This window comes from Enterococcus sp. DIV0358, from assembly GCF_051713465.1.
GTDB classification, from domain to species: Bacteria; Bacillota; Bacilli; order Lactobacillales; family Enterococcaceae; genus Enterococcus; species Enterococcus faecalis.
On the sequence record NZ_JBIOPX010000001.1, the window covers coordinates 2,031,640 to 2,047,295 of the forward strand.

Genomic DNA, 15,656 nt, shown 5'->3' on the forward strand with positions numbered 1-15,656 from the left:
TTTTTATACTCCTTTAGTTGCTGACATTAAATTTTTATCATGTACTTTTTCACCTTGTACCCAGACTTCTCGAATATTTTCTGGTCGTGCTAAATATAAGATTTTTTGGAAAATATCAAGCAATGATTCCCCTGGATTTTTAGGGATTCGTGCTTGTGACAAGCTTGTATTAATAATTTGAACATCCCAAGCATACCCTTTTTCTAATTTTCCAATTGGTAAACTTAGCGCTTGACCACCACCAGCAGTAGCTAAATAAAACGCTTCATTTACGGTAATCCGTGCTGTTTTAACACCTCGTATTTCTGTTTTTTTTGTAGCATCGACACCATCTTCTAACATTCTAGAAGAAATAACCGCTTGCTTTAAATTGTCAAAAAGACTTGGTGAAAAACCACCTGAAAGATCACTACCTAAACCAACTTCTACTTGATGTTGATGTACTAATTTTGCAATCGGTGTTACTGCATTGCCAAAATAAGCATTAGAGATTGGGCAGTGCGCCACAGCCGTCCCTGTTTCATGGAATAAATTCATATCTGCTTCTTCTAAAAAGCCTGCATGTGCCATCACTGCTTTTTCTGTTAATAAACCAAAATCATTCAATGCTTGAGCATCATTTTTTCCAAAACGTTCTTGAACAAATTGATGTTCCCAATCACTCTCACTACAATGACTTTGAACATGGACTTGATATTTCGCTGCTAATTCTCCTAATCCTTTAAGTGCTTCCTCTGTACAACTAGGAATGAAACGCGGAGTTACAACGGGATACACGCCTTGTTTTGTTTGCTGCGCTAATGTTTGAATTTCTTGAATAAACCGTTCCGTTTCTTCTAATGCTTGTTGCGTTGTTTGATCACGATAGTATTCAGGATTCTCATTAAGATCATCCATTACAACTTTACCAATTAAGCCACGCTGCCCTTTTTCCGCACAAATCTCTGCCAAACGACGGCTAGCTTCATAATGAATGGTTGCAAAATAAAGGGCTGTTGTTGTCCCATTAGCTAACAATTGGGTTACCAATTCATCATAGACTTGTTGGGCAAATGCTAAATCTGCAAACTTGGACTCCAAAGGAAACGTGTACGTATTCAGCCATTCATACAATGGAATATCCAAGGCGGTCCCTGATTGTGCCCACTGAGGTGCATGGACATGTAAATCAACAAAGCCGGGTAAAAGATAAGAATCTTGGGGCAATTCTTGAAAACGTTGTGCCTCTTTTTGTTCTGCTAGCACAGTTTCATACGCTTCAGCATCTGGTTCAATTATTTCCTGAATTACTCCGGCCTCATCTATACAAAAAAGTGTCTCTTCATAAACTTTAATCTCTTGCAAATTTTTACTAGAAAAACCTGTTCCTTTTATTACAAAATGAAACATTTAATACTCCTCCTTACTATCACATGAAGATTATACATAAACTTTCGTTTAATAACTATAAAAATGTGAGTTTTTTAAAAAAAATACGTGTTAAAACAAGCAAAAACCGAACATTCTAAGAATGATTTATTTTTTCTTTGGATAAACAAGAAAACTTTCTATTCTTAAGATTCTTCGGTATACTTGAAGAGAATCGTTAGAACTTTAGGAGGTCCTGAGATGATACAGATCGAACAAATTAGAACAGGTGTTATTCAAGAAAACTGTTATCTTGTTTATAATGAAGAAGCATTATTAATTATTGATCCAGGTGCAGAAGGAGCAAAACTAATTCAAGAAATTACCCGTTTAGGGAAGAAACCAGCCGCTATTTTATTAACACATACTCACTATGATCATATTGGTGCGGTAGAAGAATTGCGCCATCATTATCAAATCCCTGTTTATGTTAGTCCATTAGAACAAGCGTGGCTTTCCAATCCTATTTTGAATCTTTCAGGATTAGGCAGACATGACGATATAGCAAATATTATTGTTCAACCCGCCGAACATGAATTTAAACTAACCGATTATGAAATTGGCGGCATGAAATTTTCCGTAGTCCCAACACCTGGTCATTCAATTGGTAGCGTCAGCTTTGTCTTTGATAATTTTGTTGTTGTTGGGGATGCATTGTTTAAAGGTAGTATTGGTCGTACTGATTTACACACTGGTGATATGCAACAATTATTACACAGCATTACGACCTATCTATTCACTTTACCAGAAGAATTTCCTGTTTATCCAGGCCATGGTGATGCCACGACCATTCAACATGAAAAAGCCACAAACCCATTTTTTAATTAGAGATTTATTCACTATTTAAAGAAACTTAGGAGGAGTAGCAATGACTGAAGCAACGACACTTTATATTATTCGTCACGGAAAAACGATGTTTAATACGATTGGCCGAACCCAAGGCTGGTCAGATACCCCCTTAACCAAACAAGGAGAAGAAGGCATTTATCATTTAGGCTTAGGTCTTAGAGACATAGACTTTAGGGAAGCTTATAGTAGTGATAGTGGTCGTGCCATGCAAACCGCTCAGATTATTTTACAAGAACATCAAAACCACCAAAATATTCCTTACCTAACCGATAAACGGATTCGTGAGTGGTGTTTTGGTTCTTTAGATGGTGGCTATGATGGTGAACTTTGGGGTGTGGTGCCACGCATTTTAGCTTTTAAAAGTTATGAGGACATGATGACCACGAAGATTACCTATCGTGAGCTAGCAAATGCTATTATTGAAGCCGATACGGCTGACTGGGCGGAGCCTTATGAAGTTATTCGTGATCGTGTTTGGTCTGGTTTCGAAGATATCGCTCATCATCGAGAAAAAAATGGTGGCGGCAAAGTCATGGTGGTTTCCCATGGACTAACAATTTCCTTTTTACTTTCCTTAATTGATGCAAGTTTGCCTATGCAGATGGCACTGGAGAATGGTAGCGTGACGACCTTAACTTACGAAAAAGGAACATTTACCATTCAAGGAATTAATGATAGTTCTTATATTGAAAAGGGAAAAAAGATCGCTGAAAAGTGCCGTTTGTTGTAAAAAAAGAGAAGGTTATCTGTCAAAATGACAGATAACCTTCTCTTTTTATTTATTCTTTTAAACGTTCTACATTTTTTCTTGAGATTTGAATTTTTTCTAAGGTTTCCTTATAGTTTTTTGCTGCATAAGCAAAAAATAAAACATCGACTACATACAATTGTGCCACCAAGGAAACAGTAGCCGCACTTCTCAATGGCACGTCTTCCCCACTAGAGGTTTGGAGGACGATATCACTTTTTTCACCAATCACTGATTTTTCATCTTGTGTGATACTAATAATAGGAATCCCTTGCTGCTTCGCTAAATCAGCTAAAGTACTTGCTTCTTTATTCGTTCCAGAATTAGAAATAACAATAAAAACACTAGGCTTTTCTGTTGAGCCTAACATAGAAGCAAATAAATGATGATCCAATGTTGTAAATACCGTTCGGCCTAATCGCGTAAATTTTTGATAAATATCTTGAGCAACCAACGAAGAGGCACCCAACCCATAGACAAAAATTACTTCTGTTTTTTCCAACAAATCAACGGCTTCATTCACTGCGACATCCTCTAATGTCTGACCGCTTCGCTCAACCACATGAACAAAGCGCGCTTGTAACTTTTGTTTAATATCAGCTGTTGATTCCCCTTTAGTAACTTCAGTGTACATTTGCTGCTTCATTTGGCCAAGATTTGCAGATAATAAAAGTTTCAACTCTGTGAAGCCATTCACATCCATAGAATGACAAAAGCGAATAATTGCCGCTGGACTTGATCCTGCTTGTTTCGCTAGCTCTTGCGCATTCATTGAAATAACTGTTTCTGTATTTTTTAAAATATATTCTGCGATTTTTCGTTCTGATTTTGGTAATTGTTGTAGACGATCTTGGATAGATAAGACAATATTTTGTTGCATAAACACCCCTCCTGATACACCATTTCCTACGCAATTAAATTTTAACAAAGAAAAAGGGAGAAGCCAAGTTCTCCTTTTTTCTATTTATTATTTAGTTGTTTGCATATCTTTAGGAATCCCAAAGAATAACGTTGCTACAAAACCACCTGCGTAAGCAGCCAATAAACCTAATACATATGCAAGCCATTGGTTGTTGGCAATTAATGGAATTAAAGCCACCCCACTTGGTCCAATAGCAATCGCACCAACATTACCGAAGGCCCCAATCACCGCACCACCAATACCACCGCCGATACAAGCAGTAATGAATGGACGTCCTAATGGTAAAGTAACTCCGTAGATTAATGGTTCACCAATACCTAAAATCCCAACTGGCAAGGCACCTTTAATCATTTCAACTAATTTTTTATCAGATTTACAACGAATCCATAATGCTAAAGCTGCACCGACTTGTCCCGCACCAGCCATGGCCAGAATTGGTAATAACAAAGTCATCCCTGTTTGATTAATCATTTCAATGTGGATTGGCGTCAAAATTTGATGTAAACCAAACATTACCATTGGCAAGAAGGTTAAACCAAGAGTAAAGCCAGCAACCATACCACCTTTTTCTAAGACAACATTGATAATACCAACTAAGCCATTAGAAATAGCTCCGGCTACAGGCATGATTAAGAAAATAGTTGCTAAGCCAATCACTAAAAGTGAAATGGTTGGCGTTACGATAATATCAATTGATTCTGGGACAATTTTATGCAATTGTTTTTCTAACAATGATAATAACCATACGGCAAAAATAACACCGATAATTCCGCCTTGTCCTGCAGATAATGTTCCCCCAGTGAAAATATTACTGATTGGTGCATCTGGATTCATTCCTGTCAACATTGTGACTGCCCCAATAACACCACCCAACGCTGGCGTTGCACCAAAAACGCTGGCACTGTTAATCCCAGTGTAAAGAGCTAAATAAGCAAAAATCCCATTTTTAATAATATTTAAGACATCAATATATTGTTGCCATGAAGCTGAAATATCACCAGCAACAACTAAGTTAGACATAACAGCTGCAATCCCGCCAATAATACCAGCCCCAACAAAGGCAGGAATCATCGGAACAAAGATACTAGAAATGGCTTTTAACACTTTTTTAAATGGTGAAGTGTTATTTTGTTTCGCTTTTTGTTGTGCTTTCATTTGAGCGGCTTTTTCTTCTACTAAATCTTTTCCAGATTTGCCTGCTGAAGCATCAGTTGCGGTGTCATGATTAAATGGTTCTCCCAATTTGACACCTGCTTGATCTACCATTTCTTGTGCAACCTTGTTAACAGTCCCTGGACCAACAACTACTTGTAACGTATCATCTTCTACGACGCCCATAACGCCATCAATTTTTTTCAATCCCTCAATATCCACTTTGTCATAATCTCGGATATCCATACGAACACGAGTCATACAATGAATGACTTTGTCCACGTTTTCTTGACCACCAACTTCTTTATAAATCCCATCAGCAATGCGTTTAATTCTTTCTTCTGCCATGTTAAAACACCCTCCTAATTCCTTAATTTAATGTATTCTTGATAAATTGATTCCCGTCAATTAATTTTTGTGTTGCTTCTTCTTTAGTACTATCAGTTAAAATCATTACAATTGCTAACTTCACATTTTCTTCTGCTTCTACAAATTTTAGTTCGGCAACTTCATAACTACAACCCGTTGCTTCCATAATAATCCGTTTGGAACGCTCCACTAATTTTTCATTGGTTGGTTTTACATCAACCATTAAGTTATTGTAGACTTTCCCAATACCAATCATAGAAATAGTTGATAACATATTTAAAATTAATTTTTGAGCTGTCCCAGATTTCAAGCGAGTCGAACCTGTTAAAAATTCAGGTCCTGCATCTACTTCAATCGGCATTTGCGCATATTTACTAATTTCGGCATTTTTATTACATGCCACAGTTGCGGTAGCTGCTCCCACCGTTGTTGCATATTCTAAACCGCCAATTACATAAGGCGTCCGACCACTGGCTGCAATCCCAACAACAATGTCATTTGCTGATAATTTTAGATCAACTAAATCTTGACGACCTAGTTCTTTTGAATCTTCAGCACCTTCTACTGCGACAGTCATTGCTTTTTGACCACCAGCGATGAGGCCTTGAACCATCTCTGGCTCGACGCCAAAAGTTGGTACACATTCGGCTGCATCTAAGACACCTAACCGACCACTCGTACCAGCGCCCATGTAGATCAAGCGGCCGCCTTGATTGAAGCTTTTGATGATGGCTTCTACCACTGGTTCAATGGCTGCTAATTCTTGACCCACTGCAATTGCAACTTTTTGGTCTTCTTGATTCATTTTTTGTAAAGCTTCTTTGACACTCATCTCATCTAAGCCCATTGTATTTTCATTTCTACGTTCAGTTGTTAAGTTTTCTAAATTCATTTTCTATCGTTCCTTCCGTGACTAGCGTAAATTGATTGCCTGCCTTGATTAACGGCAATATCGTTTGATCTTTTTCAATAATTCGTGTAATCGTATTGACTTTTTCATCTTTCGGCAAGTCCACCAGTGTGACTTGAATTTCTCCCATATAGCGACCATATTTTTCATTATCAATCGTTACGGTTCCCACTGGACGTGCTTCAGTCTGCTCTGACTCAATCGTTGCAATTTCATCTTTTCTGAACATTTCACTCGTTCTTGATAATTCACTTCGCAAAACATCTCTTGCAGCATCTAAACGATTGGTATGAGTCCCAAGTATTCGCTTCAAATAGCGGCTCTCGCTAGGTGCTACTTCTAACAGAAATTGATTGGTTTGGTGATAATAACCAAATTGAGCCATGGTTCGCTCACTAATTGTGGGGTCACCAATATAAACAGCATCGACATAAGGATCAGCCATCAAACCAACGGCAGCGGCGAAAGGATTTTGCCCCCGATGTTTTTCTAATGTTGGTAAACCAGCAAAAATTGGGCCTCTTGTTTGCCCATCTCCTGGCACAAAAGTAAAAACTTGTAAGCCTAATTCTTTAAGCCAGCGGTTCTTTTCATTAAAAAATGTTGTTCCAATGCCTGTTTCAGGTCTTGGATAATAATTATGCCAAGCTTCTAAGCGAGAAAAGTCCGCTTGGTGAGCCTTTAACTCAGCCACTTCTTCCAGTGTAATGGTACTAGCATTCAATCCTATATCAATCTTATGTGAAGCATGAGCCATTTGTTCTATCGTAATGCCATAATCCATCCGAAGGCCAGTTACGCCCAACTCGATTAAAGGCTCTAATTCATCGAAAGAAAAACCCGCTCTTTTTAACGCTTCACCTGAAATATCTACCATAATTTTCATTTTTTCTGCCTTAGCAATTGCCCCTAAATCAGTCAAGCGTTGGCGGTAAAGGGAAGTATCATCTTCTGGAATGTGTAAAGAAGTGAAAATACCATCAAATCCAAGCGCTTTCATCTTTTTGATATAAATAATTGTATCGTTTGTAATCTCTTCACCAAGAAAAACTGAAATACCATACATCTTTTTAGCTCCTCTCTAATACGCTTTCATTATAACTTGTTTGAAATAAAATTTCAACTATTTTTCTAAATATTTTTTAATTCCAAAATAAAATTTTATTTCTGTTCAAAAAAAAACAGATATTCCTTTATAGAAATATCTGTCTAATGCATTAATTGGCTGTGGCAGAGCCAACTGGTGTACCAGCTGTAACCACGCCAGTTTTCTCTAACGAAAATTGTGCTACTTTATCCATGTTGGTAATAATAACAACCATTTCAGTTCCTTTACCAGCTGCTTTAATTGCTTCTAAATCAGCAATTGCGACCACCGTATCTGCAGTCACTTGGTCGCCTTCTTTCACTTTAATAGTGAACGGTGCCCCGTTTAACTCTACCGTATCGATACCCATGTGTAATAAAATTTCAAGACCGTTTGTCATTTTTAAACCAATGGCATGTTTTGTTTGGAAAACGCTTAAAACTTCTCCTTCAATAGGTGCATAAATTTCACCATTTTCTGGAACTACTGCATAGCCATCTCCCATCATTTTTTGTGAAAAAACAGGATCATTCACTTCACTGATTGGGATAATGGTTCCATTGGCAACGGCATGCATTGTATTATTTTCGACAACTTCATTCTTTTTCTTCAAAAATCCAAACATTTCTCTTCCCCCATTTTTTAAAGTATCACTAGTATAGAAAAAAGTTTCATGAATTACAAGTGGCACCTTTGTATAATTCTAAAATTTATTTTAAAATAAGAATTTGCATTGGCATTTACTTTGTCAGCGGGTATACTTATACTTGATGTGTTTTGCATTTATTTCAGAAAGGAATGGTGACATGCTTTTTGCTAACCTATGGAAAGCAATTATTCTTGGTATTATCGAAGGAATTACCGAGTGGCTTCCAATTAGTAGTACCGGACATTTAATTTTAGTGGATGAGTTTATTAAACTCAATCTAAGTAAAGATTTTATGGAAATGTTCAACGTCGTTATCCAATTGGGAGCGATTATGGCGGTTGTTATTTTATACTTCCACAAATTGAATCCTTTCTCACCAAAGAAAAATGGCGAAGAGAAAAAAGATACTTGGATTCTTTGGTCTAAAGTCTTAGTCGCTTGTTTACCAGCGGCAGTTATTGGTCTAAAATTTGATGATTATTTAGATGCACATTTTTATAACTTTTTAACAGTATCGATTATGTTAATTGTTTATGGGATTGCTTTTATTATCATTGAAAAACGAAATAAAAATGTTGCACCGAAGTGTACTAATCTAAAAGACTTCACTTATAAAGCCGCTTTAATCGTTGGTGCTTTCCAAGTACTGGCATTAATTCCAGGAACTTCACGTTCAGGAGCGACCATTTTAGGGGCAATCTTAATTGGGGCCTCACGTTTTGTTGCAACAGAGTTTTCATTTTTCTTAGGAATTCCAGTAATGTTTGGAGCAAGTTTTTTAAAAATCTTTAAATTCTTGGCCAAAGGAAATACGTTTGGGTCAGAAGAAATCATTATTTTATTAACTGGCTCTATTGTTGCCTTCGTTGTTTCCATCATTGCGATTAAATTCTTATTGAATTACTTGAAGAAAAACGATTTTACAGTTTTCGGTTGGTATCGTGTAATTTTAGGTGCGATTTTAATTGGCTACTGGTTATTCTCATAAAAATAAAACCGTTGCTTTCACTGTCGAAAGCAACGGTTTTATTTTTTTAAATCGCCAAACGTTATTCGCTCAATCCCCTGTTCTTCAAACCACTGACGAACACGAGGATCACAAATCGTTGCTAATTCTTTGCAGCGTAAAGTGGTATAAGAAGAATTGTCTAACACAAATTGATCCAAATACCCAACATCAAAATGCATCTCAGCAATTGCCGATTCCGGCATCCGTAATAAACCAAAGTCGTCTTCTAAAAAATTCTCCACTGATACGCCTTCGTGAATATAAGATAACGCGCCAGACTCTAACAAATGTGTCACCTGGAAATAACCTTGTTGCGGTGGATATTCTTTTTCCCCACTATATTTCAGGGTTGTATGAAGTCCGTACTCTTCTGCTAATTCTAAAAATACTTGATCAACCACTTCATCACCAATCGAATGGCAATCAAAATGTTCAGGATAATGTCCAGTTAGTTCCTTAAAACGCGTCAATTGCGCAATCGTTTCAAGTCGTACTTCTTCATATACGAAGGCTACTTGCTTTTGTTGACGATAATAAGAAGAGCGATGAAAATTGCCTTGTTCATCTACCAGTGAAGGAATCATACATGGGTCCGCACAAGGTTTCCCTAATAAAAAATTCGTATGCTGACCTACAAATAAGCCTGGATAATTTTTTGCTAACGCAACGGCATGTTCTGCTGTTGGTAAATTGGGCATCAAAAGTGTCGACGTTGTTAAACCATCGACATAACTTTTGATAATGCCATGATTAATCGCTTCTGACATCCCAAAATCATCAGCATCAACAATTACTTTAACCAACAGCTCCCCCTCTTTTCTTTACGTATTTTTGATGACAATTCCGACAATAATATTAACAGCTGATTCACAATCATTAATCGTGCGCTCAAGCTGATCATAAACATCTTTCCACTTGATAACTTTTAATAAATCTTTTTCGTTAGTCATCAAATCTTTCATGGCGCTACTGTATAATTTATCGCCTTGAGATTCAATCGTATTCACTTCATCAATCAATGAAACTAACGTTTTAGAATTCTTAAATTTTGCAAATTCCTTCGTTGCTGATTTAACGCCTTCTGTCGCTTTAACAATATAAGCAGTTAATTCTAGCGCGGGCGCAATCATTTCTTCGACAACTAAATGATCAAGTAAATAAGACAAACTATTAATGCTATCGATAATGTTATCTAAGTGATCCGTAATATCGACAATATCTTCTCGATCAATCGGCGTAATAAAGGAAATATAGAGTTCATTTAAAATTTTGCGAACAATTTCATCATTCTCTTTTTCCAATTGATGAATCGCTTCTGATTTTTTTACTAAGTTTTCTAATGAATAATTGTCTACAATTTCTTGCAAAACCTTTGCTGCTTCATAAGCATTTGTTGCTAACTGGTTTAATTCTCCAAAATAATCAAATTGTTTTTTACGTGCCATGTTTTTCTCTCCTTAAAAAATTGCAATAAATAATTTTGACATCACATAAGCGATCAGCCCACATCCTGGGAAAGTTAAAATCCATGCTATCAGCATTTCTTTCACGATACGCCAGTCAACACTTGAGATTCGCTTAGAAGCACCTACTCCCATAATCGCTGTTGTTTTTGTATGAGTAGTTGAAACTGGAATCCCAAAAGCCGATGCTAAAAATAAACAAATAGCCGTGCTTAAATCTGCAGTGAAGCCTTGATAACGTTCGAGTTTTACCATATCCATCCCGACTGATTTAATGATTCTCATGCCGCCCACAGAAGTTCCAATGCCCATTGTAATGGAACACAGAACCATAACCCATAACGGAATCACAAAACCGCCACCTGTTTTTTCGACTAAATTATTATAAAAAAGCACTAACATGAACACGCCCATAAATTTTTGCCCATCTTGCGCACCATGTAAAAAAGCATTAGCTCCTGCACCAAAGGCTTGTCCAACTGTAAAAAATTTGTTGGCTTTTCTTCTAGGCACAGCCGAGAAAGCTTTCACAACAAGTTTGGCAATCAAATAACCGCCGCCAAAGCCCATAACGGTAGAAACAACTAGACCAACAAGCACTTTGATCCATTCCGAGCCATTGACTGCACCCAAACCACCTAATGCCATTGCCGAACCAGTCAAGCCGGCAATTAACGCATGGCTTTCACTTGTGGGAATACCAAAATACCACGCAGCAACTGCCCAAACCACAATTGAAAAAAGCGAAGCAGCCAAAGCCACCTGTGAAGCGTTTCCATTTGCGTCAAAACTAACAATGTTGCTAATCGTTTCAGCTACTTGGGCATTAAAAAAGGTCATAACTAATGCACCTAAAAAGTTCATCACAACAGCCATCCAAATTGCGACATTCGGTTTTAACACCCGAGTCGAGACAGCGGTTGCAATTGCGTTCGGCGCATCCGTCCAACCGTTAACAAAAATTACACCCATTACCAAAGTAATCGTTACCAATAATGCAATACTCACAAAGACACCACCATTTTTCATTTATCTATTTTATCATAGCATGTTTTAAAAAAAATGTATGCTTTTTTCTTAAGGCTCTGGCAAATTTTCTTATTTTTTTCTTGAAATTGTCTGTTAAGGAAAAAAACTTGTCGTCTTTTATTGCAATGGAACAATGGATTAGGTATAATGATTACTGTTGAATTACATTGGCTGACCAGTGTAAAACCTAAATCATCGGAGGTGAAACAAATGCCAAATATCGAATCTGCAATCAAACGCGTACGTACAAGTGCTAACGCGAATGCGAAAAATTCATCTCAAACAAACGCAATGCGTACAGCAATCAAGAAATTTGAAGAAGCTGTAGCTGCTGGAGCTGATAACGTCGATGCTTTATACAACGAAGCTGTTAAAGCTGTTGATATGGCTGCAACTAAAGGTTTAATCCATAAAAACAAAGCTAACCGCGATAAAATTCGTTTAAGCAAATTAGCTAAATAATGTGAGATAGAAGTTAGCATTCATGTTAGCTTCTTTTTTCATCAAAAAATGTCCAAGTCTGTTTTCACAAAGACTCGGACATTTTTTTATAAAGGTGAATCAATCCACGGTAAATCCGTTGTGAGATGTTGACTAAATAATTTGGTCTCTTCTCGCAAAGCTAAACGTTGTTGTCGTCTCGTTTCATAATTGGAACAAATCAACTTTTCTTCTGCAGTTTCTGGGACGACTGCCGCTAATTGGAAGTCACTTTCGGGATTCATATGAGACGGAATGGCTACAAAAGTTGTAAAACAAGTCGCCGCTAAATAACGCTCTCCAGTTGTTAAATCTTCTCCTACAACTTTAACAAATACTTCCATCGATTTATGATGCACGCCAGAAACAAACGTTTCAACACACACTGAGTGATTTTCTTTTAAAGGTTTTAAAAAATTCAAGTTATCTAAAGATGCTGTAACTGCCCCTCTCCGACAATGTCGTGAAACGGAAATGGATGCGGCGTCATCAATTAAAGACATTAATTTCCCACCAAATAGTGCACCAAAGGGATTTAAATCAAAGGGAAATACACGATGTGTTTGAATCACTCGTGATTCTCGACAAAATTTTTCTTTCGTCATTAACGATTCCTCTACTTTCATTTATAAACTTTTCCACGCTTTACTTTAGCTTACTTTACCATTTGATGCAATCCTTACTTTTTAGGAAACATTTAAAAAATAACAAATTTGCAAGTCCCATTTATTCATTTTTAGGAAAGTTGCTGTATAATAATAACGGTTAAAGAACTTTTAAGGAGATGGATACACATGAAAATTGCAATTGCTGGTGCTGGCGCTATGGGCAGCCGTTTAGGAATTATGTTGCATCAAGGCGGAAATGATGTAACTTTAATCGATCAATGGCCCGCGCACATTGAAGCTATTCGTAAAAATGGTTTAATCGCTGATTTTAATGGAGAAGAAGTTGTCGCGAACCTACCAATCTTCTCACCAGAAGAAATTGACCATCAAAATGAACAAGTAGATTTAATTATCGCTTTAACTAAAGCACAACAATTAGATGCAATGTTTAAAGCGATTCAACCAATGATTACTGAAAAAACGTATGTACTATGTTTATTAAATGGCTTAGGTCATGAAGATGTACTAGAAAAATATGTACCAAAAGAAAACATCTTGGTTGGCATTACCATGTGGACAGCTGGTTTAGAAGGACCGGGACGTGTTAAACTTTTAGGTGATGGCGAAATTGAATTAGAAAATATTGATCTTTCTGGTAAAGAATTTGCTTTAGAAGTCGTTGATGTCTTCCAAAAAGCTGGTTTAAATCCAAGCTATAGTAGCAATGTTCGCTACTCTATTTGGCGGAAAGCCTGTGTCAATGGCACGCTAAACGGTTTGTGTACAATCCTTGATTGTAATATTGCCGAATTTGGCGCACTACCTGTTAGTGAATCCCTTGTTAAAACATTAATCAGTGAATTTGCAGCAGTCGCAGAAAAAGAAGCCATTCATTTAGATCAAGCAGAAGTCTATACACATATTGCTCAAACTTATGATCCAAACGGTATTGGCTTGCACTATCCATCTATGTATCAAGATTTAATTAAAAATCATCGTCTCACAGAAATTGATTACATTAATGGTGCTGTTTGGCGCAAAGGACAAAAATACAACGTAGCAACACCTTTCTGTGCCATGTTGACACAGCTTGTTCACGGAAAAGAAGAACTATTAGGAGCTAAATAGTAAATATCCACCCGCATAGCGGGTGGCTTTTTAATAGCCCTAGAAGGGCTCGCTACCTGCTGCTCCCTTTAAGGGAGCTTTTTTTAGAGACTGCCAACCGCTACCATTCTATTCTTATCTAGTTGTTACTTCCTAAATGGATCTTTATACTCTCTTTTGTTTATACTATCCCTTACTCGATCTTCTGCTTCTTGTTCTCGTATATACTTAGCTATCGTTTTTTGGTTCAATCCTACAGTGCTCACATAATAGCCTTTTGACCAAAAGGATCGATTTCCATAATTGTATTTTAAATTCGCATGACGTTCATGAATGATTACTGCACTTCTTCCTTTTAAGAAACCCATAAAACCTGATACACTCAACTTCGGCGGAATTCTTACCAACATATGGATATGGTCGGGCATTGCATGCGCTTCAATGATTTCGACTTCTTTCATCTCACACAATTTCCTTAGTATTTTCCCTATATCTCGCCTCAATTGACCATAGATTACTTTTCTTCTATATTTTGGTGTAAACACAAGATGATACTTACAATTCCAACGAGTATGTGCTAAACTTTTATCGTCGTTCGACATTCAAAAACTCCTTTCGATTTGATAACGGTTGGTAGCCTTTATCTATTATATCGAAAGGAGTTTTTATCGCTAAAGCTCTGGCCTCCACGCGCAGTACGCGTGGTTTTTTTGTCGAAATCTCTTTAGAGATTTCGACTGACTAAAGTCATTAATAAGAAAGTGCCAGAGGCAATCGTTGTATGACGATTGCCTCTGGCATTTTCTTATTTTGCTTGCGCAGTCAATTTTAAAATAAATAATTGGAATAGTAATTCTTTATCCATTTGGCCCGTTTTCATGCGGTAATCATTTTCAACTAATTCATCATAAAGTCTTTCTAATCGAGACAATTCAAATCGTCGGACTTGTTGTAACGCTAACTTGACTCGATAAGGGTGAACCTTTAATGTATCAGCGATATTCGCTTGTTGATAGCCCATCTTAGCCAAAATTTTTGTTTGCAGAAAAAGGCGAATCTGATTCAATAAGATTGCATTTAACTTAATGGTTTCTTCTCCTTGTAAAAGTAAATCTTCATACAATTGAACAGCTTTTTCACTGTTTCCAGAAAGTACTTCGTTGGTTAAATCAAAAACATTATGTTCCAAAGACTTAGGGACTAATTCTTGAACCGCACCTCGTGTAATTGTCTTCGTTTCAAGGGCATATAAATACAGCTTCTGTAATTCTCCCATAATTTTTGATAAGTTCAAGTCTGTCAATTGAAGTAATAAATCAAAAGCATCGGAGCGAATAGTGTACCCTTCGCTCTCAATCGTTTGAGAAATGTACTGACGAATAGCCTTTTCATCCATTGGATTGACGTCAACTACTGTGGCATTTTTTTTCAATGCTTTGGTAACTTTTTTGCGTTCATCTAATTTTTCATAAGAGGCCATAAAAACAAGAACAGTTGTTGGTGATGGACTTTCCAAATAATTCAATAAAAGATTGACATCATGTTCCACACCGTTTGTTTTTCTTTCGGCAGTTAAAAAGTAAGGATTTTCCACAAAGACAAGGCGATAATCACCAAAAAACGGAATTGTTTCCGCTTCAGCAATCGCTGCACTTAAAGGTGTTTCCTCCATATCAAATGAGAAAAAGTTAAATTGATCATCCTCTTCCGTCAACAATTCTTTCATCAATGTTGTTTTAAATAATTCAGTTAAATAAAGTTCTGTTCCTATTAATAAATACACTGGAGCGATTTTTTGCTCTCGCACTTCTTTCAAAGCTTTTTGTAACTCCATTGGCTCGCTCCTTTTCTCGTTTCTCTTGTTTAT

17 protein-coding genes are annotated in these 15,656 nt (G+C 37.0%); 5 read left to right on the forward strand and 12 right to left on the reverse strand.

Annotation, left to right across the window (positions count from 1 at the left end; all coding sequences use genetic code 11):
• Window positions 1–3: 3 nt before the first annotated feature.
• Window positions 4–1,389 carry a guanine deaminase gene (gene guaD, locus IGK70_RS09780; protein WP_071981534.1) on the reverse strand — a complete coding sequence of 462 codons (1,386 nt, stop codon included), beginning with the start codon at window positions 1,387–1,389 and terminating at the stop codon, window positions 4–6.
• Window positions 1,390–1,608: 219 nt separating this feature from the next.
• Here guaD and IGK70_RS09785 point away from each other — a divergent pair, with 219 nt between their 5' ends.
• On the forward strand, window positions 1,609–2,235 hold the full coding sequence (locus IGK70_RS09785) for an MBL fold metallo-hydrolase (protein ID WP_071981535.1): 627 nt from the start codon (window positions 1,609–1,611) through the stop codon (window positions 2,233–2,235).
• Window positions 2,236–2,275: 40 nt separating this feature from the next.
• A complete protein-coding gene (locus IGK70_RS09790) occupies window positions 2,276–2,986 on the forward strand; it encodes a histidine phosphatase family protein (protein WP_002381572.1) in 711 nt (236 codons plus the stop codon).
• Window positions 2,987–3,035: 49 nt separating this feature from the next.
• Here the strand turns inward: IGK70_RS09790 and IGK70_RS09795 are convergent, their stop codons facing one another.
• From IGK70_RS09795 to IGK70_RS09815, 5 genes are all read right to left on the reverse strand, one after another.
• Window positions 3,036–3,884: a MurR/RpiR family transcriptional regulator gene (locus IGK70_RS09795; protein ID WP_002382748.1), complete on the reverse strand. Its 849-nt coding sequence runs from the start codon at window positions 3,882–3,884 to the stop codon at window positions 3,036–3,038.
• A gap of 87 nt (window positions 3,885–3,971) precedes the next feature.
• Window positions 3,972–5,426 (reverse strand): PTS transporter subunit EIIC, encoded by a 1,455-nt coding sequence (locus tag IGK70_RS09800; protein WP_002356713.1) that lies wholly within the window; start codon window positions 5,424–5,426, stop codon window positions 3,972–3,974.
• A gap of 22 nt (window positions 5,427–5,448) precedes the next feature.
• A complete protein-coding gene (gene murQ / locus IGK70_RS09805) occupies window positions 5,449–6,339 on the reverse strand; it encodes an N-acetylmuramic acid 6-phosphate etherase (protein WP_002381571.1) in 891 nt (296 codons plus the stop codon).
• Window positions 6,314–7,423, reverse strand: coding sequence for a DUF871 domain-containing protein (locus tag IGK70_RS09810; RefSeq protein WP_002364446.1), 1,110 nt, complete (start codon window positions 7,421–7,423; stop codon window positions 6,314–6,316). The genes murQ and IGK70_RS09810 overlap by 26 nt, the downstream gene beginning before the upstream one ends.
• Before the next feature lie 151 nt (window positions 7,424–7,574).
• Window positions 7,575–8,135 carry a PTS sugar transporter subunit IIA gene (locus IGK70_RS09815; protein WP_071981536.1) on the reverse strand — a complete coding sequence of 187 codons (561 nt, stop codon included), beginning with the start codon at window positions 8,133–8,135 and terminating at the stop codon, window positions 7,575–7,577.
• A 115-nt stretch (window positions 8,136–8,250) separates the two neighbouring features.
• Between IGK70_RS09815 and IGK70_RS09820 the strand changes: the two genes are divergently transcribed.
• Window positions 8,251–9,081: an undecaprenyl-diphosphate phosphatase gene (locus IGK70_RS09820; protein WP_002381570.1), complete on the forward strand. Its 831-nt coding sequence runs from the start codon at window positions 8,251–8,253 to the stop codon at window positions 9,079–9,081.
• A 38-nt stretch (window positions 9,082–9,119) separates the two neighbouring features.
• On the opposite strand, the gene IGK70_RS09825 is transcribed toward IGK70_RS09820, so the two are convergent.
• From IGK70_RS09825 to IGK70_RS09835, 3 genes are read right to left on the reverse strand one after another with little or no spacing between them, the layout of a single operon-like run.
• The gene (locus IGK70_RS09825) at window positions 9,120–9,905 is read right to left on the reverse strand and encodes a ChbG/HpnK family deacetylase (protein ID WP_071981537.1); all 786 of its coding nucleotides are present in this window, start codon (window positions 9,903–9,905) and stop codon (window positions 9,120–9,122) included.
• Window positions 9,906–9,923: 18 nt separating this feature from the next.
• Complete coding sequence (locus tag IGK70_RS09830; protein WP_002356705.1) at window positions 9,924–10,547, reverse strand: DUF47 domain-containing protein; 624 nt, start codon at window positions 10,545–10,547, stop codon at window positions 9,924–9,926.
• Between the two features lie 12 nt (window positions 10,548–10,559).
• Window positions 10,560–11,594, reverse strand: a complete 1,035-nt coding sequence (locus tag IGK70_RS09835) for an inorganic phosphate transporter (RefSeq protein WP_002356704.1) — start codon at window positions 11,592–11,594, stop codon at window positions 10,560–10,562.
• Between the two features lie 210 nt (window positions 11,595–11,804).
• Between IGK70_RS09835 and rpsT the strand changes: the two genes are divergently transcribed.
• On the forward strand, window positions 11,805–12,056 hold the full coding sequence (rpsT, locus tag IGK70_RS09840; RefSeq protein ID WP_002356703.1) for a 30S ribosomal protein S20: 252 nt from the start codon (window positions 11,805–11,807) through the stop codon (window positions 12,054–12,056).
• 86 nt (window positions 12,057–12,142) lie between these two features.
• Here the strand turns inward: rpsT and IGK70_RS09845 are convergent, their stop codons facing one another.
• Window positions 12,143–12,700, reverse strand: coding sequence for an acyl-CoA thioesterase (locus IGK70_RS09845; RefSeq protein WP_002382741.1), 558 nt, complete (start codon window positions 12,698–12,700; stop codon window positions 12,143–12,145).
• A gap of 168 nt (window positions 12,701–12,868) precedes the next feature.
• Between IGK70_RS09845 and IGK70_RS09850 the strand changes: the two genes are divergently transcribed.
• The gene (locus tag IGK70_RS09850) at window positions 12,869–13,810 is read left to right on the forward strand and encodes a ketopantoate reductase family protein (protein ID WP_071981538.1); all 942 of its coding nucleotides are present in this window, start codon (window positions 12,869–12,871) and stop codon (window positions 13,808–13,810) included.
• 125 nt (window positions 13,811–13,935) lie between these two features.
• Here IGK70_RS09850 and tnpA read toward each other — a convergent pair whose 3' ends face one another.
• Together tnpA and holA are read right to left on the reverse strand one after the other, a co-directional pair.
• On the reverse strand, window positions 13,936–14,391 hold the full coding sequence (gene tnpA / locus IGK70_RS09855) for an IS200/IS605 family transposase (protein ID WP_002411089.1): 456 nt from the start codon (window positions 14,389–14,391) through the stop codon (window positions 13,936–13,938).
• 203 nt (window positions 14,392–14,594) lie between these two features.
• Window positions 14,595–15,623 carry a DNA polymerase III subunit delta gene (holA, locus tag IGK70_RS09860; protein WP_002364451.1) on the reverse strand — a complete coding sequence of 343 codons (1,029 nt, stop codon included), beginning with the start codon at window positions 15,621–15,623 and terminating at the stop codon, window positions 14,595–14,597.
• Window positions 15,624–15,656: the final 33 nt, after the last annotated feature.